26 protein-coding genes and 1 tRNA gene are annotated in these 24,045 nt (G+C 65.1%); 11 read left to right on the plus strand and 16 right to left on the minus strand.

The genetic code is table 11. The features are described from left to right. Positions 1-211: 211 nt before the first annotated feature. Positions 212-1,222, minus strand: a complete 1,011-nt coding sequence (locus K1177_RS07050; protein WP_224702591.1) for a zinc-dependent alcohol dehydrogenase family protein — start codon at positions 1,220-1,222, stop codon at positions 212-214. Positions 1,223-1,363: 141 nt separating this feature from the next. Here K1177_RS07050 and K1177_RS07055 point away from each other — a divergent pair, with 141 nt between their 5' ends. The 5 genes from K1177_RS07055 (at position 1,364) to K1177_RS07075 (ending at position 6,207) form a co-directional block, all read left to right on the plus strand. Then, positions 1,364-2,017: a YoaK family protein gene (locus tag K1177_RS07055; RefSeq protein WP_224702592.1), complete on the plus strand. Its 654-nt coding sequence runs from the start codon at positions 1,364-1,366 to the stop codon at positions 2,015-2,017. 152 nt (positions 2,018-2,169) lie between these two features. Further along, entirely contained in the window at positions 2,170-3,699 is a 1,530-nt protein-coding gene (locus tag K1177_RS07060; protein WP_224702593.1) for an alkaline phosphatase, read from the plus strand. 142 nt (positions 3,700-3,841) lie between these two features. Then, positions 3,842-4,273, plus strand: a complete 432-nt coding sequence (locus K1177_RS07065; RefSeq protein ID WP_224702594.1) for a twin-arginine translocation signal domain-containing protein — start codon at positions 3,842-3,844, stop codon at positions 4,271-4,273. Positions 4,274-4,282: 9 nt separating this feature from the next. Beyond that, positions 4,283-4,960, plus strand: a complete 678-nt coding sequence (locus K1177_RS07070) for an ABC transporter ATP-binding protein (protein ID WP_224702595.1) — start codon at positions 4,283-4,285, stop codon at positions 4,958-4,960. Continuing rightward, positions 4,957-6,207, plus strand: a complete 1,251-nt coding sequence (locus tag K1177_RS07075; protein ID WP_224702596.1) for an FtsX-like permease family protein — start codon at positions 4,957-4,959, stop codon at positions 6,205-6,207. The genes K1177_RS07070 and K1177_RS07075 overlap by 4 nt, the downstream gene beginning before the upstream one ends. 92 nt (positions 6,208-6,299) lie before the next feature. Here the strand turns inward: K1177_RS07075 and K1177_RS07080 are convergent, their stop codons facing one another. The 5 genes from K1177_RS07080 to maiA form a co-directional block, all read right to left on the minus strand. Beyond that, complete coding sequence (locus tag K1177_RS07080; protein WP_224702597.1) at positions 6,300-6,782, minus strand: copper chaperone PCu(A)C; 483 nt, start codon at positions 6,780-6,782, stop codon at positions 6,300-6,302. Positions 6,783-7,126: 344 nt separating this feature from the next. Continuing rightward, positions 7,127-7,600, minus strand: a complete 474-nt coding sequence (locus tag K1177_RS07085; RefSeq protein ID WP_224702598.1) for a GNAT family N-acetyltransferase — start codon at positions 7,598-7,600, stop codon at positions 7,127-7,129. Positions 7,601-7,789: 189 nt separating this feature from the next. Continuing rightward, positions 7,790-10,129, minus strand: coding sequence for an ATP-dependent Clp protease ATP-binding subunit ClpA (gene clpA, locus K1177_RS07090; protein WP_224702599.1), 2,340 nt, complete (start codon positions 10,127-10,129; stop codon positions 7,790-7,792). Between the two features lie 9 nt (positions 10,130-10,138). Continuing rightward, positions 10,139-10,543: an ATP-dependent Clp protease adapter ClpS gene (gene clpS / locus K1177_RS07095; protein ID WP_224702600.1), complete on the minus strand. Its 405-nt coding sequence runs from the start codon at positions 10,541-10,543 to the stop codon at positions 10,139-10,141. A gap of 185 nt (positions 10,544-10,728) precedes the next feature. Then, entirely contained in the window at positions 10,729-11,358 is a 630-nt protein-coding gene (gene maiA, locus K1177_RS07100; RefSeq protein WP_224702601.1) for a maleylacetoacetate isomerase, read from the minus strand. Between the two features lie 246 nt (positions 11,359-11,604). Here maiA and K1177_RS07105 point away from each other — a divergent pair, with 246 nt between their 5' ends. Together K1177_RS07105 and K1177_RS07110 are read left to right on the plus strand one after the other, a co-directional pair. Next, a complete protein-coding gene (locus tag K1177_RS07105) occupies positions 11,605-13,149 on the plus strand; it encodes an SPOR domain-containing protein (RefSeq protein WP_224702602.1) in 1,545 nt (514 codons plus the stop codon). An 85-nt stretch (positions 13,150-13,234) separates the two neighbouring features. Beyond that, on the plus strand, positions 13,235-13,504 hold the full coding sequence (locus tag K1177_RS07110) for a hypothetical protein (protein WP_224702603.1): 270 nt from the start codon (positions 13,235-13,237) through the stop codon (positions 13,502-13,504). Positions 13,505-13,528: 24 nt separating this feature from the next. Here the strand turns inward: K1177_RS07110 and K1177_RS07115 are convergent, their stop codons facing one another. The 6 genes from K1177_RS07115 to mgtE form a co-directional block, all read right to left on the minus strand. Next, complete coding sequence (locus tag K1177_RS07115; RefSeq protein WP_224702604.1) at positions 13,529-14,437, minus strand: division plane positioning ATPase MipZ; 909 nt, start codon at positions 14,435-14,437, stop codon at positions 13,529-13,531. A 96-nt stretch (positions 14,438-14,533) separates the two neighbouring features. Beyond that, positions 14,534-15,379, minus strand: a complete 846-nt coding sequence (locus K1177_RS07120) for a division plane positioning ATPase MipZ (protein WP_224702605.1) — start codon at positions 15,377-15,379, stop codon at positions 14,534-14,536. Between the two features lie 88 nt (positions 15,380-15,467). Beyond that, the gene (locus tag K1177_RS07125; RefSeq protein ID WP_224702606.1) at positions 15,468-15,893 is read right to left on the minus strand and encodes a DUF1489 family protein; all 426 of its coding nucleotides are present in this window, start codon (positions 15,891-15,893) and stop codon (positions 15,468-15,470) included. Next, positions 15,890-16,567 (minus strand): glutathione S-transferase family protein, encoded by a 678-nt coding sequence (locus K1177_RS07130; protein WP_318153277.1) that lies wholly within the window; start codon positions 16,565-16,567, stop codon positions 15,890-15,892. Before K1177_RS07130 ends, K1177_RS07125 begins: the two co-directional genes overlap by 4 nt. A 393-nt stretch (positions 16,568-16,960) precedes the next feature. After that, entirely contained in the window at positions 16,961-17,524 is a 564-nt protein-coding gene (locus K1177_RS07135) for a chloramphenicol phosphotransferase CPT family protein (RefSeq protein ID WP_224702607.1), read from the minus strand. Then, the gene (gene mgtE / locus K1177_RS07140; protein WP_224702608.1) at positions 17,525-18,940 is read right to left on the minus strand and encodes a magnesium transporter; all 1,416 of its coding nucleotides are present in this window, start codon (positions 18,938-18,940) and stop codon (positions 17,525-17,527) included. A gap of 264 nt (positions 18,941-19,204) precedes the next feature. Between mgtE and K1177_RS07145 the strand changes: the two genes are divergently transcribed. Further along, positions 19,205-19,432, plus strand: coding sequence for a hypothetical protein (locus K1177_RS07145; protein ID WP_224702609.1), 228 nt, complete (start codon positions 19,205-19,207; stop codon positions 19,430-19,432). Positions 19,433-19,497: 65 nt separating this feature from the next. On the opposite strand, the gene K1177_RS07150 is transcribed toward K1177_RS07145, so the two are convergent. The 3 genes from K1177_RS07150 to K1177_RS07160 all read right to left on the minus strand — a co-directional run bounded on the left by K1177_RS07150 (position 19,498) and on the right by K1177_RS07160 (position 20,466). Beyond that, positions 19,498-19,815, minus strand: a complete 318-nt coding sequence (locus tag K1177_RS07150; protein ID WP_224702610.1) for a hypothetical protein — start codon at positions 19,813-19,815, stop codon at positions 19,498-19,500. A gap of 135 nt (positions 19,816-19,950) precedes the next feature. Further along, a tRNA-Leu gene (locus K1177_RS07155) sits at positions 19,951-20,035 on the minus strand. Between the two features lie 197 nt (positions 20,036-20,232). Further along, on the minus strand, positions 20,233-20,466 hold the full coding sequence (locus K1177_RS07160) for a FliM/FliN family flagellar motor switch protein (RefSeq protein WP_224702611.1): 234 nt from the start codon (positions 20,464-20,466) through the stop codon (positions 20,233-20,235). Between the two features lie 79 nt (positions 20,467-20,545). Between K1177_RS07160 and lipB the strand changes: the two genes are divergently transcribed. Both lipB and K1177_RS07170 read left to right on the plus strand, forming a co-directional pair. Beyond that, a complete protein-coding gene (gene lipB, locus K1177_RS07165; RefSeq protein ID WP_224702612.1) occupies positions 20,546-21,307 on the plus strand; it encodes a lipoyl(octanoyl) transferase LipB in 762 nt (253 codons plus the stop codon). A 45-nt stretch (positions 21,308-21,352) separates the two neighbouring features. Further along, positions 21,353-21,937, plus strand: a complete 585-nt coding sequence (locus tag K1177_RS07170) for a DUF4282 domain-containing protein (protein WP_224702613.1) — start codon at positions 21,353-21,355, stop codon at positions 21,935-21,937. Between the two features lie 79 nt (positions 21,938-22,016). Here K1177_RS07170 and K1177_RS07175 read toward each other — a convergent pair whose 3' ends face one another. Continuing rightward, complete coding sequence (locus K1177_RS07175) at positions 22,017-22,397, minus strand: DoxX family protein (protein ID WP_224702614.1); 381 nt, start codon at positions 22,395-22,397, stop codon at positions 22,017-22,019. A gap of 249 nt (positions 22,398-22,646) precedes the next feature. Here K1177_RS07175 and rimO point away from each other — a divergent pair, with 249 nt between their 5' ends. Then, positions 22,647-23,978 (plus strand): 30S ribosomal protein S12 methylthiotransferase RimO, encoded by a 1,332-nt coding sequence (gene rimO / locus K1177_RS07180; protein WP_224702615.1) that lies wholly within the window; start codon positions 22,647-22,649, stop codon positions 23,976-23,978. Positions 23,979-24,045 lie beyond the last annotated feature (67 nt).

Below are 24,045 nucleotides of genomic sequence, written 5' to 3' on the forward strand. Positions count from 1 at the left end.
GTGAAGGCGCCCAGCGTGACGAATGCGGCGAAGTCCTTGATGAAAGTGAGCATCTGCATCTCCCGTGTTGCTATAATGTTCTTATAAGTTCCTTGTTTGTTCCTGTCCAGTGCGCACAGCGGGAACAACGGGGATTGGCCCGCTTTGGTTAGCAAAGCGTTAGGAAAGATTGCCGGCGCGTTGACGAATGGGACGCCGCGCGGGGCCAGACTCAGGGCCGCACGATGACCTTGATTTCGCCCCTCTGCGGCGCGGCGCCGACCACCGCCGCGACGTCTTCGAGCCCGATGACATGGGTGACCAGCCGGTCGAGCTCGAGCACGCCGCTGGCCACCATGGCAGCGGCGCGGGCATGGGTGTGCGGATTGAGATAGGCGGCTTCGAGCCGGATCTCGTTGACGAGGAGATCAAACGGCCGCACCGGGACTTCGACGCCAGACGGCGTGACGCCGAACAGCACCAGCGCCCCGCCGCGCGCCAGCATGCCCAGCCCCTGTTGCAGTGTTTCGGGCACACCGGCGCATTCGAGCACCACATCGACGCCGTGACCATTCAGGGCGCGCACGGCGGCGACCACATCGCCCGCTGCCGGGTCGACGGCCACCGTCGCGCCTAGTTCCAGCGCCAGTGCCCGCCGCGACGCCTGGCGGGTGACCAGCACGACCTCTGCCGCCCCGGCCAGCCGCGCCAATTGCACCATGAGCAGGCCAATCACCCCACCGCCCAGCACAGCCACCGTGCTGCCCGGCACGATGCGCGCGACATCGAGGGCATGGAGGCAACACGCCAGCGGCTCGCTGAAGGCGCCATGCACGGGATCGAGCTCCTCGGGCAGCACAAAGGCCTGCTGCGCCGGCACGGCGACATAGTCGGCAAAGCCACCGTCGCGGAACACGCCGATGGCGAGGAGATTGTCACAGAGATTGACCCGCCCCGCCCGGCAGGCGGGACAGGTGCCGCAGGCGATATTGGGATCGACCGTCACCAGCTCGCCGCCGGCAAAGCCACGCACGCCTTTCCCCACCGCCTCGACACGCCCGCAGAACTCGTGCCCCAGCGTCACCGGCCGCCCGGTGGGATATTCGCCCTTGTACATGTGCCGGTCCGAGCCGCAGATGCCGGCGGCCAGCACGCGCACCAGCACCTCGCCCGGCCCGGCCACGGGCCTTGGCACCTCGCGCAGCGCCATGGCGCGAATGGCTTCCAGCCGCACAGACCGCATCTCGTCTCCCCCCGGCCGGTGTCCGGCTCTGGCTTTGGTTCAGCGGCAAGCCTGCCCGACTTGCCGTCCCCCGCACAAGACCCTTGCATCGGCCCGGCGGGCTTGCCAGTGTCCGGTCCTACCCCGCAACCGGAGTCGACCTTGACCCCCACGCCGCAGCTCAGCCTGGGCCTGCTGCTCACTGCCGCCGCCGGCTTTGCCGATGTGGTGAGCTTTATTGAGCTCAGCGGCCATTTCACCTCCTTCATGAGCGGCAACACCACCCAATTGGGCGATGCGCTGGCACTGGGCAATTGGGCGGTGGTGGGGCTCACCGCCACGCTGGTGATGCTGTTTTTCCTCGGCAGCGTCGCCGGCTCGCTCGTGGCCATCAAGGCGGGACCGCGCTGGGGCTCGGGCGCGGTGACGGCACTGGTGCTGGCAGCCTTTGTGATCACGCTGGCGCTGGCGGCGCTGGGCGTGCCGGCCGCTCAGGTCATCCTGATCCTGGCGGCAGGGGCCGGCGCGCAGAACGCCATCCTGCCTTCCACCGGCTCGGTGCGGCTGGGCACCACCTTTGTCACCGGCACGCTCTTTGCGGCCGGGCAGGACCTCGCCCGCGCCCTCGCCCGCCAGGCGCCACCCTGGCGCTGGGCCCAGCATGTGCTGGTCTGGGCCTCGCTGCTGCTGGGCGGCATGCTCGGCGGCCTGGGCTATGCAGCGCTGGGGCTCTGGGCCCTGCTGGTACCCGTGGCGGTCTATACCGGGTTCCTGATCGCGTTCCTGGTGCGGCGGCCAGGCAAGGTGATCGGCTAGCACGGCCATGGACCGGTGGCAGCGTGCCGCTGAGACGGCCCTGCCCGGACCTTTGACCGAACCGTCACACAGCTGCAATCGATCTGTCATTGGCTCTGCCTAGTGTTCACGCAGCCGTGTTACGGCCGTTCAACGACACCCAGGAAGCTCCCATGACCTCTTTCGCCCGTGCCCTTGTGGCTGGCGTATCCGTGATCGCTCTCACGGTTCCCGCCTTTGCCCAGTCGACTCTGCCGCAGGCTGATGACAGCTACTTCCTCGCCGCCCAGGCTGAACTGGCCGCCAAGGAAGCCGTCAAGCCCAACACCGGCAAGGCCAAGAACGTCATCATGTTCATCGTTGATGGCATGTCTGTTCCCACCATCACCGCCGCCCGTATCCTGGAAGGCCAGAATGCCGGCGTCGACGGCGAGAGCCATTCGCTCGCCTTCGAAAAGCTGCTGCCGCACACCGCCCTGGTCAAGACCTATACCCATGACAGCCAGGTTGCCGATTCTGCGCCGACCGCCACTGCCATCACCTCGGGCATCAAGGCGCTGAACGGCACCATCGGTGTCGACCAGACCGCCGTGCTGGAAGATTGCGCGAGCCAGGCCGGCTCGACCACCAAGTCGATCTTCGAACAGGCCGAGGAAGCCGGCCTTGCCACCGGCGTGATCTCCACCGCTCGCATCACCCACGCCACCCCGGCTGCCGCCTATGCCCACACCGTGGCCCGCGACTGGGAAAACGACACCCAGCTGCCCGAAGATGCCGCTGGCAAGTGCGCCGACATTGCATCGCAGCTGGTCGACTGGTCGTTCGGTGACGGCTTTGAAGTCGTCTTCGGCGGCGGCCGCGCCAACTTCATGCTCGACAGCCAGAAGGATCCCGAAGACGAGACCAAGACGGGCGCGCGCAAGAGCCGCGACCTGATCGCTGACTGGCAGGCCAAGCACAATGACGGCGCCTATGTGTGGAACCAGGAAGGCTTCGACGCCCTGGGCGCCGACACCACCCGCGTGCTGGGCCTCTTCAACGGCAGCCACATGCAGTATGAAGCCGACCGCGCCAAGGATGCCGGTGGCGAACCCTCGATCGCCGAGATGACCACCAAGGCCATCGAGATCCTGAGCAAGAACGACGCCGGCTACGTGCTGATGGTCGAAGGTGGCCGTGTCGACCACGCCCACCACGCCGGCAACGCCGCCCGCGCCCTGACCGACACCATCGCAGTGTCCGAAGCCGTGCAGGCTGCCTATGACGCCGTGAACCCCGAAGACACGCTGATCCTGGTCACCGCTGACCACAGCCACGTCTTCAGCATTGCCGGCTACCCGGTGCGTGGCAACCCGATCCTGGGGCTCGCCGGCACCGCTGACGACGGCAAGGCCTATACCACCCTGGGCTACATGAACGGCCCGGGCGCTGCGTCCTATGACGAAGCCAATCCCCCGACCCGTCCGGAAGGCGCCGATGCCGATGCCCCGCTGACCATCCGCGCTGACCTCAAGGATGTCGACACTACCGATATCGACTTCCTGCAGCAGGCGCTGATCCCCATGGGTTCGGAAAGCCATGCCGGCGACGACGTCACCATCTTCGCCCAGGGCCCGCAGAGCTACCTGTTCGACGGTGTCATCGAGCAGAACATGATCTACCACGTCATGGCCAAGGCGCTTGAACTGAACGCCGCCAAGTAAAACGCTGCCAGATAGGCAGCGCGACCATCGGGGCCGCCGGTTCACGCCGGCGGCCTTGCCGTTTCACAGACAGCGTGAGTGTCACACGCATGCCGTCCAGCCGCGCTATTCTGGAGGTGCAACAGCGGGAAGGATCACGCTCATGGACAGACGCAATTTTCTTGGCGCCCTCGCCACGGCGCCTCTCCTGGCCGGCATCACCCCGGCCTTTGCTAACACGCCCAGCCTGCGCTTCCGCGACATGTATGCGCGCGGCAAGGAGCTCTCCGAGACCGCCATGGCCCTGCAGGGCCAGCGCATCGAAATGACCGGCTACATGGCGCCGCCGCTCAAGCCCGAAATCAATTTCTTCGTGCTGACCAAGATTCCCATGGCCACCTGCCCCTTCTGCAACGATGCGGCGGACTGGCCCGATGATATTGTCGTCTCCTATTTCGAGGGCGACATGGAATTCACCCGCTTCTCCAACCTGATCCGGGTGGAAGGCATTTTTGACACTGGCGTCAAGACCGACGCGGCAACCGGCTTTGTCAGCAAGGTGCGCCTGCTCGAGACCACCTATACCCGCCTCTGAAAGCGCACCATGCCCGGACTGCCGCTGGCCGCCTCTGGCCTGCGCCTCGCCTTTGCCGGCGAAGGCATTATTGACCTGCCAGAGTTGACCCTGGCGCCGGGTACGCTGACGGCCCTGGCTGGTCCGTCCGGCTCGGGCAAGTCCACCCTGCTCTATCTGCTGTCGGGCCTGCTGCGCCCCGATGCCGGCAGCGTCACCTGGGCCGGCCAGGATCTTGCCCGGCTCGGCGAGAGCCAGCGCGACCGCTGGCGCCGCCGGCACGCCGGCTTCATCTTCCAGAATTTTCACCTGATCGAGGAACTGAGCCCGCTCGACAATGTGCTGGTGCCGGTGTGGTTCGACCATGTCTCGGCCAAGGCGGCCCGGCCCCGCGCCATCGCCTTGCTTGACCAGCTCGAGGTGCCGCAGCGTCGCGCCCATGTGGCGCTGCTGTCACGCGGCGAGCAGCAGCGCGTCGCCATTGCCCGGGCGCTGATCGGCGACCCCGCTGTCATCTTTGCCGATGAACCCACCGCCAGCCTCGACGCCGCCGCCGGCCAAACCGTCATCGCTGCGTTACGCGATCTGGCGCTGCACCAGGGCCGCACCGTGCTGGTGGCCACCCATGATGCCGCCCTGCGCGCCCAGGCCGGCACCACTGTGCTGCTCGAACATGGCCGCACCCGCCAGAGCGAGGCGACCGCATGAACCCTTTTCCCATTGCCTGGGCCTCGCTGCGCCGCAACCGCTTCACCGCCATCCTGTTCATCGCCATTGTCGCGCTGACCGTCGCCCTGGGCATTGCCATTTCCGCCCAGGAACGCGCCCTGCGCCTGGGCAGTGCCCGCGCCGCCGACAAGTTCGACCTCATCGTTGCTGCGCCCGGCAGCCACAATGACGTGCTGTTCTCCACCGTCTATCTCGACCCCAGCGCCGTGCCGCTGCTCGATCCGGCCATCACCCGCCTGCTGCTCGAAGACGACCAGGCCGACTTCGTCGCTCCGATCGGCTTTGGGGACGCCATTGGCGATGCGCCGGTCGTGGGCACCACCGCCGCCTTTGTCGAGCATCTGTCGGGCGGCCTGGCCGAGGGCCGCGTCTTTACAGCGCTCGACGAGGCCGTGGTCGGCGCCCTGTCGCCCCATGCCGTCGGCGACCATCTAGAGGTGTCGCACGGCCATGGCGGCGCCACCGGCACCGATGCCGATGCCGCCGCCGACGCCATCGCCGCCGGCGCTGCTGTTCCCGGCGGCGACGGCGACCACCCCACCATCACCATCACTGGCCGCATGCAGCCCACGGGCACGCCCTGGGACCGCGCCGTGGTGGTGCCGATCGAATACAACTGGTCGGCCCATGGCCTGGGCACCGGCCACCGGCCCGGCGACAGCCACATCGGCCCGCCCTTTGACCCCGACAGCCTGCCCGGCCTGCCCGCCGTGGTGGTCAAGCCGGTGGACGTGTCGGCCGCCTATGGCCTGCGCGGCGCCTATCGCACCCCGCAGTCGACGGCGTTTTTTCCCGCAGAAGTGCTGGTCGAACTCTATGCGCTGCTGGGCGACGCCACTGCCATCATGAGTGCGCTGACCCTGGCGGCCCAGGCCCTGGTGGTCGCGGCGATCCTGGCCGGGATCGTGGCCATTCTCGATCTGCAGCGCCGGCAATTTGCCGTGCTGCGGGCGCTGGGGGCGTCACGCGGCTTCGTCTTTGCGACCGTCTGGGTCTATGTCGCCGCGCTCATCGTCACCGGGGCCATCGCGGGCCTGCTGCTCGGCTGGGGCGTTGCCGCCATTGTCTCCGAACTGCTGGCCAACCAAACCGGGGTCGCCATGCGGGCCGAGATCGGCAGCAGCGAATTCCGCCTGGTCGGCGCCCTGGTGGCGCTGGGCCTGGTGCTGGCCAGCCTGCCCGCTGTGCTGATCTATCGCCGGCCGGTCGTCGACGGCCTGCGATAGGACAAGGGGAGCCGCTGACGCGACTCCCCCACCAGAAGCCCGGCGGAGCCAGGAAGCTACGCCTCTCCGCCGGGTTCGGATTGCTTCAGATGCTAGTGGCTGTGGCCGGCATGGCTATGCGCCTTGGCGTCGGCAGCCTCGACTTCGACATGCAGCGCCAGGGGCGCGCCCGTGCCGAAGTTTGCCGTCAGCGCTAAGTCATCGCCCTGCACCAGCGCCTGCGTCAGGCCGGAGAGGCGCAGCCCGAGCCCCTCGGGCTCCAGCGCAAAATGTCCGGGCGCGATCTGCACCGGCCCCACGCTCTGGTAGGTCAAAGTGCCATCATTGCCCAGCGTCGCCCCGACGATCTCGACACCGGCCGCGACGGCGGTGGCCGCACCGGCCAGCTGCACGGCGGCGCCACCATTGTCGATCTCGAAGAACACCAGCGTATCGCCACCGGCCGCGGCGGCCCGCGCCCAGGGATGCACCACGCTCAGGCTGCCAACGCTGGCCACATGGTCATGCTCATCCTCCGCCAGCACCGGTTGCAGCGGCAGCAGGCACAACAGGGCAACAAGGGTGGGGCGCAGCATCGGCCAGTCTCCGTAATGATGTAACATTACTTCGATAGAAGAGCTTGGTGACGCTGGCGTGACAGGCGGCACGGGCACGACGGGCCATGCCGGCCTGCCCTAGCGATCCAGCCCGAACTGGATTTCGATCTCCTGATAGGGCGCACCCGGCCCCTCATAGGGCAGCGGCGCCACCACCGGGCGGCAGATGCGCCGGGCAAACCGTCCAGAAGCGAAAAATCTTGCCCTGGCTGACCAAGATCACTCTCGATGAGACACGTGCTGCGCCCGGCGGGGACGAGACGAATGAGATCGACGCCGGCCTCGACCTTGAGAACCGGCGCACGCTCTACCGGGGCCCTTGCCTAGGCGGCCAAGCCCTTCTGCAGCACGACGAGGGTCATGTCGCCATCGTAGGACGATGCATCAAAGCCCAGTTCCTGTTCGATCTGAATGGCTGACTTGTTGGCGCGGTTCTCGATGCTCATCAGCCGCTTCACACCCTTGGCCTTGGCATAGGCCTCGACATGGCACAGCAGCGCCCAGCCGATGCCGCGATTCTTGTGGTCGCCGCGCACGGAGATGGCGACCTCGCCAGTCTCCAGGGCCGGGTCGCAAGCCAGCATGGCCGCACCCACGATCCTGTCGCTGTCGGTCGCGAAAGCCACGAAGCTCTCGGTCTGCCGGTGGTCGACATGGGTCATTGCCGCCACATGCTCGTTGCCCACGCGCACCATGCTCAGAAAGCGGAAGCGCCGGTCTTCGGCGGTGACGTCAGCAAAGAACTTGGTCAGGGCGACTTCGTCGCCCAGGCGCGCGGGGCGCACCCGCAGCTCCATTCCGCTTCTCGTGGTCAGTCTCGTAAACTCGTCGGCCATGATGTGCCTGCCTTTCCGCTTCATCCTCCCGGCAGGCACGCTACACCCACGCTGCCCCAACCACCTTGACCTGCGTCAAGCTGCGACCGCGCAACAAAAAAGGCCCGGATCGCTCCGGGCCTCTTGTTCATCTTCATAACCTCGTCCGCATCAGCTCTTTTCGGCCGTTGCCTTGGGCTTCTTCGGCTTGGGCAGGGCCTTGGGCTTGGCGGGGCGCGGGGGCACCGCGATCAGCTCGAGCTTGGCGTCGGGGCCCTCGCCCAGCACGGCAACGGTGACCGTGCCGCCATTGACCAGTTCCCCGAACAGCACATGCTCGGCCAGTGGCTTCTTGATGTGCTCCTGGATGACGCGGCCCAGCGGGCGCGCGCCCATGCGCTCGTCATAGCCGCGCTCGGCCAGCCAGTCGGCGGCCTCGGGCTGCAGCACGATGGTGACACCGCGCTCGGCCAGCTGGCCTTCGAGCTGGAGGACGAACTTCTCGACCACGCGACGCACGACTTCGCGCGGCAGCGGGGCGAAGGAAATGATCGCATCCAGACGGTTGCGGAACTCGGGCGTGAAGGTGCGGTTGATCGCATCCTCGTCGTCGCCCTGCTCGCGCTTGCGGCCAAAGCCGATCGGGCTGCGGGCCAGCTCGGCGGCACCCACGTTCGAGGTCATGATCAGGATGACATTGCGGAAATCCACCGACTTGCCGGTGTGATCGGTCAGCTTGCCATGGTCCATGACCTGCAACAGGATGTTGTAGAGATCCGGATGAGCCTTCTCGATTTCGTCGAGCAGCACCACGCAATGCGGGTTCTGGTCAACGCCATCGGTGAGCAGGCCCCCCTGGTCGAACCCGACATAGCCCGGCGGGGCGCCAATCAGCCGGCTGACGGTGTGGCGCTCCATATATTCGGACATGTCGAACCGCAGCAGCTCGACGCCGAGCGTATCGGCCAGTTGCTTGGCGACTTCGGTCTTGCCGACGCCGGTCGGGCCCGTGAACAGGTACGAGCCGATCGGCTTTTCCGGTTCGCGCAGGCCGGCGCGGGCCAGCTTGATGGCCGACGACAGCGCCGTGATGGCCGCATCCTGGCCGAAGACCACGGTCTTGAGGCTCTGCTCGAGACTGCCCAGCAGCTCGGCATCGGACTTGCTGACCGACTTGGGCGGAATGCGCGCAATGGTGGCGATGGTCGCCTCGATGTCCTCGACATCGATGACCTTCTTGCGCTTGTCCTCGGTAACCAGCATCTGCGCCGCGCCGGTTTCATCGAGCACGTCGATGGCCTTGTCGGGCAGCTTCCGGTCGTTGATATAGCGCGCGCTCAGTTCCACGGCCGCCTTGAGGGCGTCGTCGGTGTACTTGACCTTGTGGAACTCCTCGAAATAGGGCCGCAGGCCTTTGACGATCTCGATGGCGTCCGGAACGGTGGGCTCGTTGACGTCGATCTTCTGGAAACGGCGGACCAGCGCCCGGTCCTTTTCGAAGAACTGGCGATATTCCTTGTAGGTGGTCGAGCCGATGCAGCGGATCGCGCCCGAGGCGAGAGCCGGCTTGAGCAGGTTGGAGGCATCGAGCGCACCACCAGAGGTGGCGCCGGCGCCGATCATGGTGTGGATTTCGTCGATGAAGAGCACCGCATGCGGCATCTTCTCGAGTTCCTTCATCACCGCCTTGAGGCGTTCCTCGAAGTCACCGCGATAGCGCGTGCCGGCCAGGAGCGACCCCATGTCGAGCGAATAGATGACCGCTTCCTTGAGCACCTCGGGCACATCGCCCTCGATGATCTTGCGGGCCAGGCCCTCGGCAATGGCCGTCTTGCCCACGCCGGCATCGCCGACATAGAGCGGATTGTTCTTGGACCGGCGGCACAGCACCTGGATGGTGCGGCGCAGCTCGGCATCGCGGCCGATCAGCGGATCGATCTTGCCCAGGCGGGCCTTCTCGTTGAGGTTGACGCAGAAATCGGCCAGGGCCGAGCTCTTCTTGGCCTCGGCACCGCCTTCGCCATGGTTCTCGCCGTCCTCGGCGCCGCGCACCTTGCGCTCTTCGCTGGGGCCCGACTTGGTGATGCCGTGGCTGATGAAATTGACCGCGTCCAGCCGGCTCATGTCCTGCTGTTCGAGGAAATAGGCGGCATGGCTTTCGCGCTCGGCAAAGATGGCGACCAGCACATTGGCACCGGTAACCTCTTCGCGACCGGACGACTGCACATGGATCACCGCGCGCTGGATCACGCGCTGGAAGGCGGCGGTGGGCCGCGCATCCTGGCCATTGGCCACGATCAGGCTGTCGAGCTCTTCATTGATGAAGTCCTCGAGATCGCTCTTGAGCGCGTCGACATCGACGTCGCAGCCCGTGAGCACGGCGATGGTTTCCCGGTCGTCGGTCAGGGCCAGCAAGAGGTGTTCGAGCGTAGCGAACTCATGATTGCGCTCACGCGCCAGGTTCATCGCCTGATGCAGAGCCTTTTCAAGTCCGCGAGAAAATGAGGGCATATGATGTTCCTATTGCTTTTCCATCACGCATTGCAGCGGATGCTGGTTCTTGCGTGCCGTATCCATGACGCGGGTCACCTTGGTTTCGGCGACCTCGTATGGATAGATGCCGCACTCACCCACCCCCTTCTGGTGAACATGCAGCATGATCTGCACGGCCTCTTCACGCGATTTGTTGAAGACGTCCTGCAGAACGAGAATGACGAACTCCATCGGCGTGTAGTCGTCATTGAGGAGCACGACCCGGTAGAGATTGGGCCGCTTGGTCTTGGGCCGGGTCTTGGTGATGGTGCCCGTTTCGGTCCCACCCTTGCCTGGTTCGTTTTTGTCTGGCCCCGCATGGGCGGCAACAGGCGCCAGTCGCAGTGCGGCTGGGGCCTCTTCGGTCAGTGCGAGGAGGTCATCGAAAGTCATGGCGGTACATCTGTCGTGAGAGAAACGAAGCAGCATGGTGAGGAGCATTATGTAGGCAAATTCGGCCCCGTGTTAAGGGGCATCCAGTCCCGAATTTGTGATGCCTGCAATTGCAGGGATTTGACTGGCAAATTGCCCCCATCGCAGCGGCCAAACCAGTGTCATCGGTGGCGGCGAAGGCGGCATCAGCCGGGAAAGTCGGGCTGAGCGTCCGGCCGCGCCTGCGCAAAGGCCTCGAGAGCCGAACACCGCGCATCGATGTCCAAAACCAGCCGATAGGGATCAAGCGCAACCCCCAGGCGGCGTGCGGCAGAAACCTGCGGCACCAGATGCAGGTCTGCCCAGCCGGGGGTATCGCCATAGCAATAGTCAAAGCGCCTTGCCCGCCGCTGCAACAAAGCCTCAAGGCTGGCGAACCCCAAACCCAGCCAATGCCGAACCCAGCGTGCAGCATCGGCGTCCGGAGCCATGGACAACAGCTGCTTTCGAACCCGATTGACTGTCAGGGCATGCATCTCCGAGGCGATGATGGCGCCAAAGGCCAGCGACTGCGCCCGCAGCACAGGATCGTCGGGCAGCAGCGGACGATCCGGAAAGGTCGTCTCGAGAAAATCCAGAATGGCCGATGACTGGGTAATGACGGCGCCATCTGCTTCCAGGGCTGGCATCAGACCCTGCGGATTGATCTCCGCATAGGCAGCACTGCCCAGCGTGTCGACGGCCACATATTGGTAACCGATTGCTTTCAGGTTGAGCGCGATGCGCACCCTCTCGCCGGCCGAATTCTGCCAGCGCGTGTAGAGCCTGAGCGTCATTGCCGCCTCCCTGCCCCGGAATCGCCCGGTCATCGTCACCCAGTTTCCACAGCACGACCAAAATCGACAGCATTTTACGGATTCGTAACGGCAGCTGGGTAGTGTCGGCCTGGTTATCGGCGTGTGCGGGTGCGTGGGGCTCCCCTGTACAGGCCAGTGTTGTTGTTGCGTACGGGCACAGAAGTGCACGAGAGTTTGGAGTATCGGGTGGCTTCCCAGGCGAAAACCCCATGGCGCGTCGTTGTGATGCGCACCCTTGCCACTGTGCTGGTGGCCCTCGCCATCACCGCGCCGACCATGGCGCCCGCCCAAGCTATCGAAAACCTGCGAAAATATGCCGGCATCGTCGTCGACGCCAAATCCGGCAAGGTCATGTATGAAGAGGCCGCCGACAGCCGGCGCTACCCCGCTTCGGTGACCAAGGTCATGACGCTCTATGTCCTGTTCCAGGAACTGAGCGCGGGCAATCTCAAGCTCTCCACCAAGATGACCGTCTCGGGCCACGCCGCGGCGGCCGTGCCGACCAAGCTGGGTCTGCGCGCCGGCAGCACCATTACCGTTGAGGACGCCATCAAGTCGCTGGTGACCCTGTCGGCCAACGACATGGCCCGCGTGATCGCCGAACACATCTCGGGCTCCGAAGAGCGCTTTGCCGAGCGCATGACCGCCACGGCCCGCGCCCTGGGCATGCGCAACACCACCTATCGCAATGCCTCGGGCCTGCCCGACGGCGGCCAGGTGACCACGGTGCGCGACCAGGCCATCCTCGGCATCGCGGTTTATCAGCACTTCCCCAATTACTACGAGTTCTTCCAGACCCGCAGCTTCAGCTACGGCAAGTCCACCTATGGCAACCACAACCGCGTGCTGGGCTATATGGGCGCCGTCGACGGCATCAAGACCGGCTACATCAATGCCGCCGGCTCCAACCTGCTGACCGCCGCCCGCAAGGACGGCCGCCATATCGTCGTTGTCGCCTTCGGCTTCAACTCCGCCGGTTCGCGCGACGAGAAGGTGCGTAACCTGGTTGCAACCTATCTGCCCAAGGCCCGCTCGGGCACCTATCTGGCCCAGATCCCGATGCCGGGCCGCCAGGGCGGCAATGTGCAGGTCGCCGTGGCCCAGTCACCCAGCGCCGCGCCGGTCTTCGTCGTGCCCATGCCCCTGCCCGGCTTCCGCCTGGCCCAGCTGGTCGCCGCCAATGGCGCCCTGCCGCAGGCGCCGCTAACCCAGGTCGCCCTGGCCGAAACCAGCGCGCCCATGCCTGCCCCCATTCCGGCCGACCTCGGCCTGCAGCCCGCCGTGCAGGCCGCCAATACGCTGGCTGCGCCCTCCCAGGCGCCGGCACCGGCCTATCCCAGCCAGGACGTGATCGGCGCCTGGCTGAGCGACACCTACAACCTGGGCGCGCCGCCGTCCGCCCTGGGCCAGACCGCGCCCTCCGCCCCGCTCGACATGGTGCCGCCCGCCAATGTGCAGGCTGCGCCCGCCCCGGTCGACCTGATGACCTCGGGCAGCGTCGACACCGCCGACACCGGCACCGCGCCGGGCAGCTGGGTGGTCCAGATCGGCGCCGGCCCGTCCGAAGACAGCGCTCGCGCCATGCTGGCCGACGCCGCCGGCAAGGCTGGCAAGCTCAGTGATTTCCGCTCCTATGTGGAGCGCTTCGAAAAGAGCGGCCAGGTGTTCTACCGCGCCCGCTTCATCGGCTTCGGCGGCCGCGAGGACGCCACCGCCATGTGCAACCAGCTCAAGCAGCAGAACATGAGCTGCCTGGCCATGCAGAGCTGAGACAGAACGACAAGAACGAGCCGGGGCCAATGCGCTGCCGGCCACCGAGGGGAAGCAAATTGGTGCCTGTGTTTGGAGTAGCCCAATGAGCGAACGTACTGCACTGATCGACCTGGCCCAGTTCGTGGGTCGCTCAAGCCTGTTGTCCGACGATATGGCCGCCCGCAATCGCGTGCTGAACGGCATTACCCAGCGCATGCTGCCGCGCAAGCGCAGCGTCGGCGACCTGCTGGGCGTGGTGATGGCCCTGTCGGCACGCACCCGCCGCATGGTGCAGGACCCCGTGAGCGTGGATATTGACGTGTTCGCGCCCGGCGGCGGCCGCGCGGTGCTGCTGCAACTGGGCAAGCGCTGATCGGGCCACAGGCCCGCCGAACGGCTAGCTGTCGCTGTTCATGATGCTGACAAACCGGCTGCGCGCGTCATTGGCCGATGCGCGGCTCTCGGCAAGCGCCCGGCGTGCTTCCGCCTTTTCGCTGACCGGCAGGTTCAGCGCCTCCACCAGGCTACGATACTCTTCCCGCGCGCCGCTGTGCGACAGCGACGGCAGGCCCGCCAGAGCCTCGTCGTCGAGCGGATCGAACACCGTCAATCCCATCGAGAACAGCGAGCGGAAGATCACCCGCTCGGCAATGCCGTCGGCCACCCGGCAGCCCAGGCGCAGCGCGATCCGCTCGAGCATGGACTGCACCTGGCGCATGTTGCGCGAGCTGAGCATGGAGATGCGGTTGCGCACCAGCACCCAGTCAATCGTCTTGCCATCGATGGCGAGGCGCTCCGAGCGGGCCCGCTGCACCAGCCGGGCATAGTGGCTCATCGCGCGCGGCTCGCCATCGAGTGGGTCGAACTCGGCCATGACATTGAGATCGATCAGGCTGTCATTGACCGGCGTGATCAGCGTATCGGCGAGGGAATGCGCCAGCCGGGTGAGGTTGGTGTCAAAGCCGGGCGTGTCGATGACCAGGAAATCGGCGTCATGCTCCACCTCCCCCACCGCCTGGCGGAACAGGTCGAACTCCACCCTGTTGTTGGCCTTGAGCGAATCCGTCTGGGCCAGCGGCAGATGGAAATGGGTGGTCTGGGGAATGCGCAGTTCGCGGCTGCGCGCCCAATTGCGCCGGTTGCGCACATAATGGGTCAAGGTCTGCTGGCGGCTGTCCACGTCGATCGAGGCGACCTTGTAGCCCAGGTACAGAAGATAGATGGCCAGGTGGAAGGCTGTGGTGGACTTGCCAGACCCACCCTTCTCATTGCCGACGACAATGACGTGTACGCCTTTCCCGCTCACGGTAATCCCCCAGAAATCCGGCACAATTGTCCGGCCTCGGGGCCGCGCTGGCAAGCGGGCTTATGGTCAATAAAGGTTAAACGCTTAACGCGCCTGTCAGGCCGACAGGCGCATCGGCTCAAATACCTGCGGCTGCGGAAGATTCAGCGACAGCACCAGATTGCGATATTCCTGGCGGGCCGCAACATGGGAGACGCTGGCCGCGTCGGACCCCGCCACATCGTCCAGCGGATCGAACACGGTCAGCCCCGAGGGGAACAGCGAGCGGAAGATGACGCGCTCGGCGATACCATCTGCCACGCGGCAACCGAAGCGGGTGCCGATGGCCTCGAGCGTGGCATGCACCTGGCGCGCATTGCGCGAACCGAGCATGGAAATCCGGTTGCGCACCAGCACCCAGTCGACGCTCTCGCCGGTCACGCTCAGCCGCTCCGAGCGGGCGCGCTGCACCAGCCGGGCATAGTGGCTGGTCGAGATCGGCTCGCCCGTCTCCGGGTCCAGCCGGGCCAGCACATTGATGTCGATCAGGCTGTCGTTGACCGGCGTCACCAGCGTGTCGGCCATGGAATGGGCCAGGCGCGTGAGATTGGTATCAAAGCCGGGCGTGTCGATGACAATATAGTCAACGCTGTCCTCGACCTCGCCAATGGCGCGGCGGAACATGTCGAACTCGGCCTGATGGTTCTCCTTGAGGGAATCGCCCCAGGCGGACGGCAGGTGGAAATGCTTGGGATTGGGCAGATCGAGCCCCTTCTCGCGCACATGGGCCCGGCGGTTGCGCACATAATGGGTCAGCGTCTGCTGGCGGCTGTCGACATCGATCGAGGCCACGCGATGCCCGGCATGCAGCAGATAGATGGCCAGATGGAAGGCCGTGGTCGACTTGCCCGACCCGCCCTTCTCATTACCCACCACAATGACATGCGCTCCGCGTCGTGCCATCGCCATCCCCCAAATCAGTGCAAAATGCTCATGCACCAACAAGGGCTTTTATGGTTAACAAGCCCTTAACCGGATGATCCGGAATGGGTTATATCAAGCCAAGTTTGGCCAGGTCCGCAGCAAGGGCCAGCGACTCTGCATTCTCATTGGCGCCCATGTCGGGCGGCGCATCCTCGGGCTTGAGATAGCGCCAGCCCTGGAAGGGACGCTTGGGATAGGGCAGCGTGCGGACAAGCTCGGGCGCCATGATGATGTCGCAGTAATTCTTGCCTTCGGCATCGGTATAGGGCGCCAGCCGCAGAATCAGCTGACGGCACACCACCTGCCCGGCAATGACCCAATAGATCGAGGACTTGCCCTCCATCTCCTCGGCGCGCTTGGGCATCATGCGGGTGCGGTGAACATGGACGTCCTCGCCATAGTCGGCGCCCCACCAGTGCGCGCGTTCGTCGCGATAGCTCTCCAGTTCCTCGAAGCTGGAGACGCCCACGCACAGCTTGACCATGTGGATCATGCCAGCGTCCCCGGCTTGACGCGGCCCTGGATGACGTCGATCTCGTCGTCATCCACGATCCAGGGCTCGTGCAGCGCCTGGGCCAGCCAATCCTGGAAGGCCGGCAGCGCATAGATGGCCTCGACATAGGCGCTGGTCCGGTCCGACACCGCCAGATCATAGGTGCGGATGCGGGTTGCCACGGGCGCATACATGGCGTCTGCGGCAGTGAAGGCGCCAAACAGGAACGGCCCGCCGGAGGCATCCAGCAACCCACCCAACAGCGCTTCCAGCCGCCGCAGGTCACGCGCCACCAGATCGGCATCGACCCGGCCGGGATGGGAGGCGCGCAGGTTCATCGGCGCATGGCTGCGCAGGGCCGAAAAGCCCGAGTGCATCTCGGCTGCCGCCGCGCGGGCCAGCGCCCGCTGCGCCCGGTCCGCCGGCCATATGGCCTTATCGGGAAAGCAATCGGCCAGATATTCGATGATGGCGATGGTCTCGGGCACGACCAGGTCGCCATCGATCAGCACCGGGACACGGCCCGTTGGCGAGCGCTCTGCCAGCCGCTCCCGCCAGCCCGGCCCGGACAGCTGCAGCACCTCGTCCTCGAAGGGAATGCCGAAATGCTTCAGCACCAGCCATGGCCGCAACGACCAGGTGGAATAGTTGCGATTGCCGATCAACAGCTTCATCAGACCGCTCCTGTCTCAAGCAGAAGGGCGCCCCAGTGGCCGGGGCGCCCTTCCAAATCCCTGCAAGTGAATAACCCCGGCGTCAGACGCCAGCAACTACCGTCAATACCAGTCCCATAGAAAGCAGGCAGACCATGGTCCAGGTCGCTGCACGCCACATGGTGGCCTTCGGTTGACTCCGCATCAGTCGCTCCTTGTCAGCCGTTCACGCCGGGTTGCGTGGTGGCGTTGCACGCACACCGCACCCGGTCATAAATCGTTAACCGCGTCACAAAAGCTTTGCAAGCGGCCAAGTTGCCACACTCCTCGCCGGCCCACAGGGCAATTTTGCTCCGGTGGAGCAAAATTAGGCGAGGAGGCCATGAGGGCCACGCCCGAATGGCAACCGGAAACCTATCGCTCACCCGACCCCGCCAGCCGCCGGAAAACCGACGCCCCGCTGCGCACTCGCCAGGCTTCGAGGATAGCCGCGATATTGTCGTCGGCCGACTGCTCGGCATGCACCTCGAAGTCATATTGGCGGCCGACATGGATGGTGGCGAAGTCCTGCGCCGCGCTGCCGACGGGCCGGTCGCCCCGCGCCTGCTCCCGCGCAATCAGCAGCGGCAACGGGCAATGCACCCCGACAAAGAAAACATCCAAGCCCGCGAACAGCGCCACCAGCTGTTCGAGCCAGCCGTCGGTATCGAGGATATGCTCGACGATGAGATTATTGCCGGCCTGGGCATAAGCCGCCAGCGACCGATGAAAGCCGTCGAAGAACGGCGCCCTTGCCGCCTTCCAGTTGAACTCGCCGGATTTGAACCGCGCCGAAGGCAAGACCCCGGCGTCGCGCAGGTGATCGATGGAAATATGCCAGAACGGCGCCTCGATGCGCGCCTGCAGGCCGCGCGCCAGCGTGGACTTGCCGCTGCTGGACGCGCCATGCAGCACAATGATGCGGCCCGGCTCGACCATCTAGAACAGCCCGAACCACAGCCCGGCAATGCCCAGGAAGGCGAAAAAGCCCACCACATCGGTGACCGTGGTCACAAAGACCGCCGAGGCAATGGCGGGGTCGGCCTTGAACTTGTCCAGCGTCAGCGGAATGAGAATGCCCGCCGTGCCGGCAACGATCAGATTGATGATCATGGCCAGGCCAATGACGATCCCCAGTTGCAGGTTTTCAAAGCGCAGCCAGGTGACCAGCCCGATCAGCAGCGCGAACAGCACGCCATTGACCAGCCCCACCACCATCTCGCGCCGCACCAGCCGGCGCACGCGCGAGCCATCCAGTTCGCGCATCGAGAGCGCGCGCACGGTGACGGTCATGGTCTGCGTGCCGGCATTGCCGCCCATGGAGGCAACGATCGGCATCAGCACGGCCAGCGCCACCATCTGCTCGATGGTGGCATTGAACAGGCCAATAACCAGGGACACCATGACGGCGGTGAACAGGTTGATCACCAGCCATGGCACGCGGCTGCGCACGGTATCGACGGTGGAATCGGAAATGTCCTCGTCGCCCACGCCGGCGAGCAGCTTGATGTCCTCGTCGGCCTCCTCGTGGATCACGTCCACCATGTCGTCGATGGTGAGCACGCCGACCAGGCGCTTGCTTTCATCCACCACGCCGACCTCGACCAGGTCGTAGCGTTCGAAATCGCGGGCAGCCTCTTCCTGGTCCTCATTGGCATCGACCAGCACCAGATTGGTGTTCATCAGCGCTTCGATGATGGTGGACCGGCCAGCGCGGATGAACTTGTCCAGCGGCAGCGTCCCCAGCACCTGATAGGACGCGTCCACCACATAGATCTGGTAGAACTCATCGGGCAGGTCGGAATTGGAGCGCAGATAGTCGATCGTCTGCCCCACCGTCCAAAACGGCGGGATGGCGATGAAATCGGTCTGCATCCGCCGACCGGCCGATTCCTCGGGGAAATCGAGACTGCGCTTGAGGCTGAGCCGCTCGAAGGTGGGCAGCTTGGCCAGCACTTCGTCGCGGTCGACCTGTTCGAGATCTTCCAGAATGGTGACGGCGTCGTCGCTGTCCAGGCCGGCCACGCCGCGGGCGATTTCGGTATTGGACAGCGCGTCCGTGATCTCGATACGGACGCTCTCGTCAACCTCGGTCAGCGCCGAATAGTCGAAGCGATCCCCCAGCGACTGCACCAGTTGCAGCCGCTCGTCGGCATCGAGCGATTCCAGCACGTCGCCGACGTCGGCCGCATGCAGCGGCGCCATGACGGTGGCGACATCCTCGGCCCGGTCGGCCGCCAGATAGGCGCGCAGCCGCTCCAGCCAGAACGGACTGATGCGATCCTGCTCATCGCGGAATTCATCCGGTTCGGTCCCGGTGTCGCGATGAGGGTCTGTCTCGAAGTCTGTGCTCATCGGAGCCCCTTGCATAACCGGTCCTGCGGGCAGCCAAGCTGTAGCCAATACGGCAGCGGTTCGCCAGACATAGTCTTGCTGGTGCAGGCCCTTATGCGCGCTTGTTGCGTCGCCGTTGTCGCTGCTGCCGATTGTGGCCGCGCCCGGCACGAGTCCCCGAGAATGCCCGGATTGCGCCCCAAGAGGGTCCAAACTCCGCCCAAATGGACCTCTAGATCACGAATGATTGAAGCAAGGTGATTTCAACACAAGGAAGATAACCAAATGTCCAAGAATCTGCTTGCCCCTGCTGCCGTCGTCCTGGCCCTGGCTCTTGCCGCTTGCGGCGGCGACGCCCCCTCCAACGACGCCAGCACCACTGCACCGGCAACCACCGCTCCGGCCGATACCATGGCCCCGGCGCCCGGCAACACCACCACGCCCGCAGCACCGGCTGATACCATGGCCCCTGCCGAGCCGGCCAACACCATGGCGCCGGCCACGACCAACTAAGAACACCTCAGGCTCCTCCCGGCCGGGCCGCCCTTCGGGGCGGCCTTTCTTTTTGGCGATTGGTTCTAGGCGATGCGCGCCAGCGCCAGCAGCCATGGCAGGCTGACCAGCGCGGAGCCCAGCAGCGTCGCCATCGCCAGCAACGCCGCATCGGCCAAAGCAGTGGCCCCCTGCCTGACGGCCCAGCGCTGCAGGCGATCGATCTTGTCCAGATTGCCCAGCGCCAGCACCACGACGCCGGCCAGCGCCCAGGCGGATCCACTCAGGGCGCCCACAGCCCCGCCAATGGTCAGCAATCCGCCGAGCGCCCAGCTGGCGCGCGACAGGACCTGCAGGTGACCTGCGGTCAGCGCGGAAAAGAAAAAGGATCTGATGGTCGGCATGGGGCAACTCCGGATCATGCAGACCGGCGGCCTGCTTGCCCGCATAAACTGCCAGCCCACCCAGCAAGGCACCACAATGAGAAAAGGGCCGCCCGGTGGGGCAGCCCTTTTTCTTATGTCATCCCGGGGGATGATTGGTGCGGTCGAGAAGACTCGAACTTCCACGTCTTGCGACACAGCGACCTCAACGCTGCGCGTCTACCAATTCCGCCACGACCGCACACTTTGGTAGAGCCACGCCCGAAGGGGGCGAAGCGAGTGGGGATGTAGCAAAGGTCGGTGGTAACCTCAAGCGCTTAAATCAACTATTGCGCGGCCCTGTGCACAGGCAGGGGCAAAACGACCATCTCAGGCGCTGGGCCGAGGGTCTGCGAGGCGCGGATTCGGGCGTGGCCCAACCCGCGCCAGCGGCGCGCACTAGAAGCGGCGGCGGGATTTTCCGGTGATCTGGACGCGCAGGTGGCCATCTTCCACGCTCACCTCGCCATGGGCGATCAGCGTGCTGTTGGCATAGATGTTGAGCGGATCATTCTCGCTGGCGTCCAGCTCGATCACCGCGCCGCGGCCCATGCGCAGCAGATGGTGAATCGGCATGCTGGTCGCGCCCAGTTCGACCGTGATGTCCACTTCAATATCGTCTAGAGTGTTCATAGATATGTCTGGAACCTGTCCCGGCACGGCAAAGGGTTGCCGCACATCTTTATAGGACGATCCTCCGACACTCATGGTTATGGAACCATTAACAACCGACCCCCAAAGCTGCGAAATCCGTAACAAACTGGCACGCAGCGATGCGCGTCCGGTGGAATGGATCATCTCGCCGGCCACTGTCCCCTATCCCCAGGCACTGGCCGCCATGCGCGCCCGCGCGGCGGCGATTGCCGCCGGAGAGGCCGAAGAAGCCATCTGGCTGCTCGAGCACGAGCCGCTCTACACCGCCGGCACATCATCGGTGCCGACCGACCTGCTGACCAACCGATTCCCGGTGTTCGATGCCGGGCGTGGCGGACAATACACCTATCATGGCCCCGGCCAGCGCGTGGTCTATGTCATGCTCGACCTGACCCAGCGCGGCCGCGACATCCGCTGTCTGGTACAGGGGCTGGAAGACTGGGTGGTCGATACGCTGGCCGGATTCAACGTGGTGGCCGAGAGCCGCCCCGCCCCGCGCATCGGCGTCTGGGTGAAGCGGCCGGAAAAGGGCGTACTCAAGGAGGACAAGATCGCCGCCATCGGCGTGCGCGTCTCCAAATGGGTGACCTTTCACGGCATTTCGCTCAATGTGGCGCCCGACCTCAGCCATTATGACGGCATCGTGCCCTGCGGCATCACCGACCAGGGCGTGACCAGCCTGGAGGACCTTGGCCAGATCGTCTCCATGCCCGAAGTCGATTCGGTGCTGCGTGGCGCCTTCGAGCGTCGCTTCGGCCCCACCATTTCCGCATCCGAGCAAAGCCTGCTAAGGGCTGGATTGCCAGGACAGGGCAACTAAACTGTCTGCACGTGCCCATTTCAGCGCCAACCCAAGGAGCCAGCCATGACGTTGGACGACCTCAAGCGACTCTTCACCCGCCAGACCCTGTTCCGTCTGGACGCGATCCTGTCTCCCAAGCTGGTGCCGATTCTGTACGCGCTGGGCCTGGGCGCCATCCTGCTGTGGGCCGTCAGCCATCTGTTCCTGACCTTCAGCTTCGGCTTCGGCACCGGATTGTGGGGCGTCCTGGAAATTCTGGTGTTTGGCCTGTTGGCACTGGTGGTGCTGCGCATCGCCTGTGAAGCCCTGCTGGTCTGGTTCAAGGCGCATGAGCAGAGCGGCGAGACGGTCAACCGCTCACGCTATTCGGCATCGCTGCTCGATGAGGTGCGCGACGCCATCCGCGAACTGGCCGAGGAAGGCGATGAGCCCGACTATGCCGAGGCCGACGAGTACATCACCCCGGCGACCGAGCCCGCGCCCTATGTGCCCCCCGCGCCGCCTGTAGCCACGGTGACGCCGTCCTCGGCCCCGGCTCAGTCTGCGCCAGCAACGCCATCGGCCACAACCGCGGCAACGGCCACCCCGATCATCAAGACGCCGCGCCGCACGGCCAAGCGCACGCCGCCAGCCAAGGACGACGTCTGACAGCCAGACGGTGCCAGACACAAAAAGGCCGCGCGGACCCAGGGTCGGCGCGGCCTTTTCGTTTCAGTCAGCCAATGGGCTACTTCTTGTTGACGCTCCAGGCGCCCGGGCCGGCAAACACCAGATAGAGGAACACGAAGCAGAACAGCACGGCGGCATCGCCAAAGTTCTGCGTCGGGAAGATGCTGCCGGGGGCATGCACCATCCAATAGGCAACGGCCATGGTGCCCGAGGCGATGAAAGCGGCCGGACGGGTGAAAAAGCCGATGATAATCAGCACGCCCGTGACGATCTCGATGATGCCGGCAGCGCCGAACAGGCTCATCAGCGGCGGGGTGCCGCCGTCCATGGCGGGAAAGCCGATGATCTTCTGGGTGCCATGCAGCAGGAACAGCAGGCCGCTGACGATGCGGAGCACCGCGAGGGCCTGCGGCGCGTAGGCGGAGAGACGGTCGAACATGGGGAGGCTCCGATAGTGGGGTCTGGGGCGCGACGGCATGTCGCGCCGAATGCCATCTACCGGCAAAAGCCGGTGCGACAAACATCTCCACACCGGACGCACTGTTCACTCAAACGAACAGTAAACTTCGCGTGTTCGCCGTTTTCGGAACACCTGATGCGGGCTGGCCGGGACGGTAGTCACATTGCGTAACCGTCTCTATTTCTGTATGACGCAGCCAACTTATCCAACATTGGAACCTCCGCTCTCATGAGCCAAGCGCCAAAAATTGGCCTCGTCAGCCTCGGCTGCCCCAAGGCCCTCGTCGACAGCGAGCGCATCATGTCGACGCTCCGCGCCCAGGGCTATGCCTTCAGCCGCGATTATGCCGGCGCCGACATCGTGCTGGTCAACACCTGCGGCTTCCTCGATTCCGCCAAGCAGGAATCGCTCGAAGCCATCGGCGAAGCCCTCAATGAAAACGGCCGCGTCATCGTCACCGGCTGCCTGGGCGTCGAAGAAGAACTCATCCGCCAGACCCATCCGTCGGTGCTCGCCATCTCCGGCCCGCACCAGTACGAGAACGTGGTCAATGCCGTGCACGAGCACCTGCCGCCCGTGCCCAACCGCTTCGTCGACCTGGTGCCCGAGCAGGGCCTCAAGCTGACGCCGCGCCACTACGCCTATCTCAAGATTTCAGAAGGCTGCAACAACCGCTGCTCGTTCTGCATCATCCCGCAGATCCGCGGCGACCTGGCCAGCCGCCCGGCCGCCGGCATCCTGGGCGAGGCCGAAGGCCTGATCCGCAATGGCGTCAAGGAGTTGCTGGTCATCTCCCAGGACACCAGCGCCTATGGCGTCGACATCAAATATGCCGAAAGCAACTACCGTGGCCGTCCGGTCAAGGCCAAGTTCTATGACCTGGCCAAGGAACTGGGCCAGCTCGGCGCCTGGGTGCGGCTGCACTATGTGTACCCCTATCCCCATGTCGACCAGGTGATGGAGCTGATGGCCGAAGGCCTGGTGCTGCCCTATCTCGACATCCCGTTCCAGCATGCCTCCCCCACCGTGCTCAAGGCCATGCGCCGTCCCGCCCATCAGGACAAGACGCTCAACCGCATCCTGAAGTGGCGCGAGCAGGTGCCGGACCTCACCATCCGCTCGAACTTCATCGTCGGCTTCCCCGGCGAGACCGAAGAAGACTTCGAGATGATGCTCGACTTCATCGAGGAAGCCGAGATCGACCGCGCCGGCTGCTTCAAATATGAGCCCGTGACCGGCGCCCCGGCCAATGAGCTCGAGGGCATCGTGCCCGACGAAGTCATGCAGGACCGCTTCGAGCGCCTGATGGAAGTGGCGCAGAACGTCTCCACCGGCCAGCTGGCCAAGAAGGTGGGCCGCACCATCCAGGTGCTGGTCGACGACGTGCAGCCCGACCAGAACAAGGCCATCGCCCGCTCCAAATGGGATGCGCCCGAGATCGACGGCCAGGTGATCATCGCCAATGCCACCGGCATCAAGCCGGGCGACATGATCGATGTGCTCGTCACCGACAGTGACGAATATGACCTGTTCGCCACGCCTGTCGCAGGCCTGAACTAGAGTCTGATTTCAATGGCTTAGCGGCCGACCCGGACTCAAAAAGAGAGGCGCAGCCAAAAGGTTGCGC

The sequence above is a fragment of the Devosia aquimaris genome, assembly GCF_020169335.1.
Classification (GTDB): Bacteria; Pseudomonadota; Alphaproteobacteria; order Rhizobiales; family Devosiaceae; genus Devosia; species Devosia aquimaris.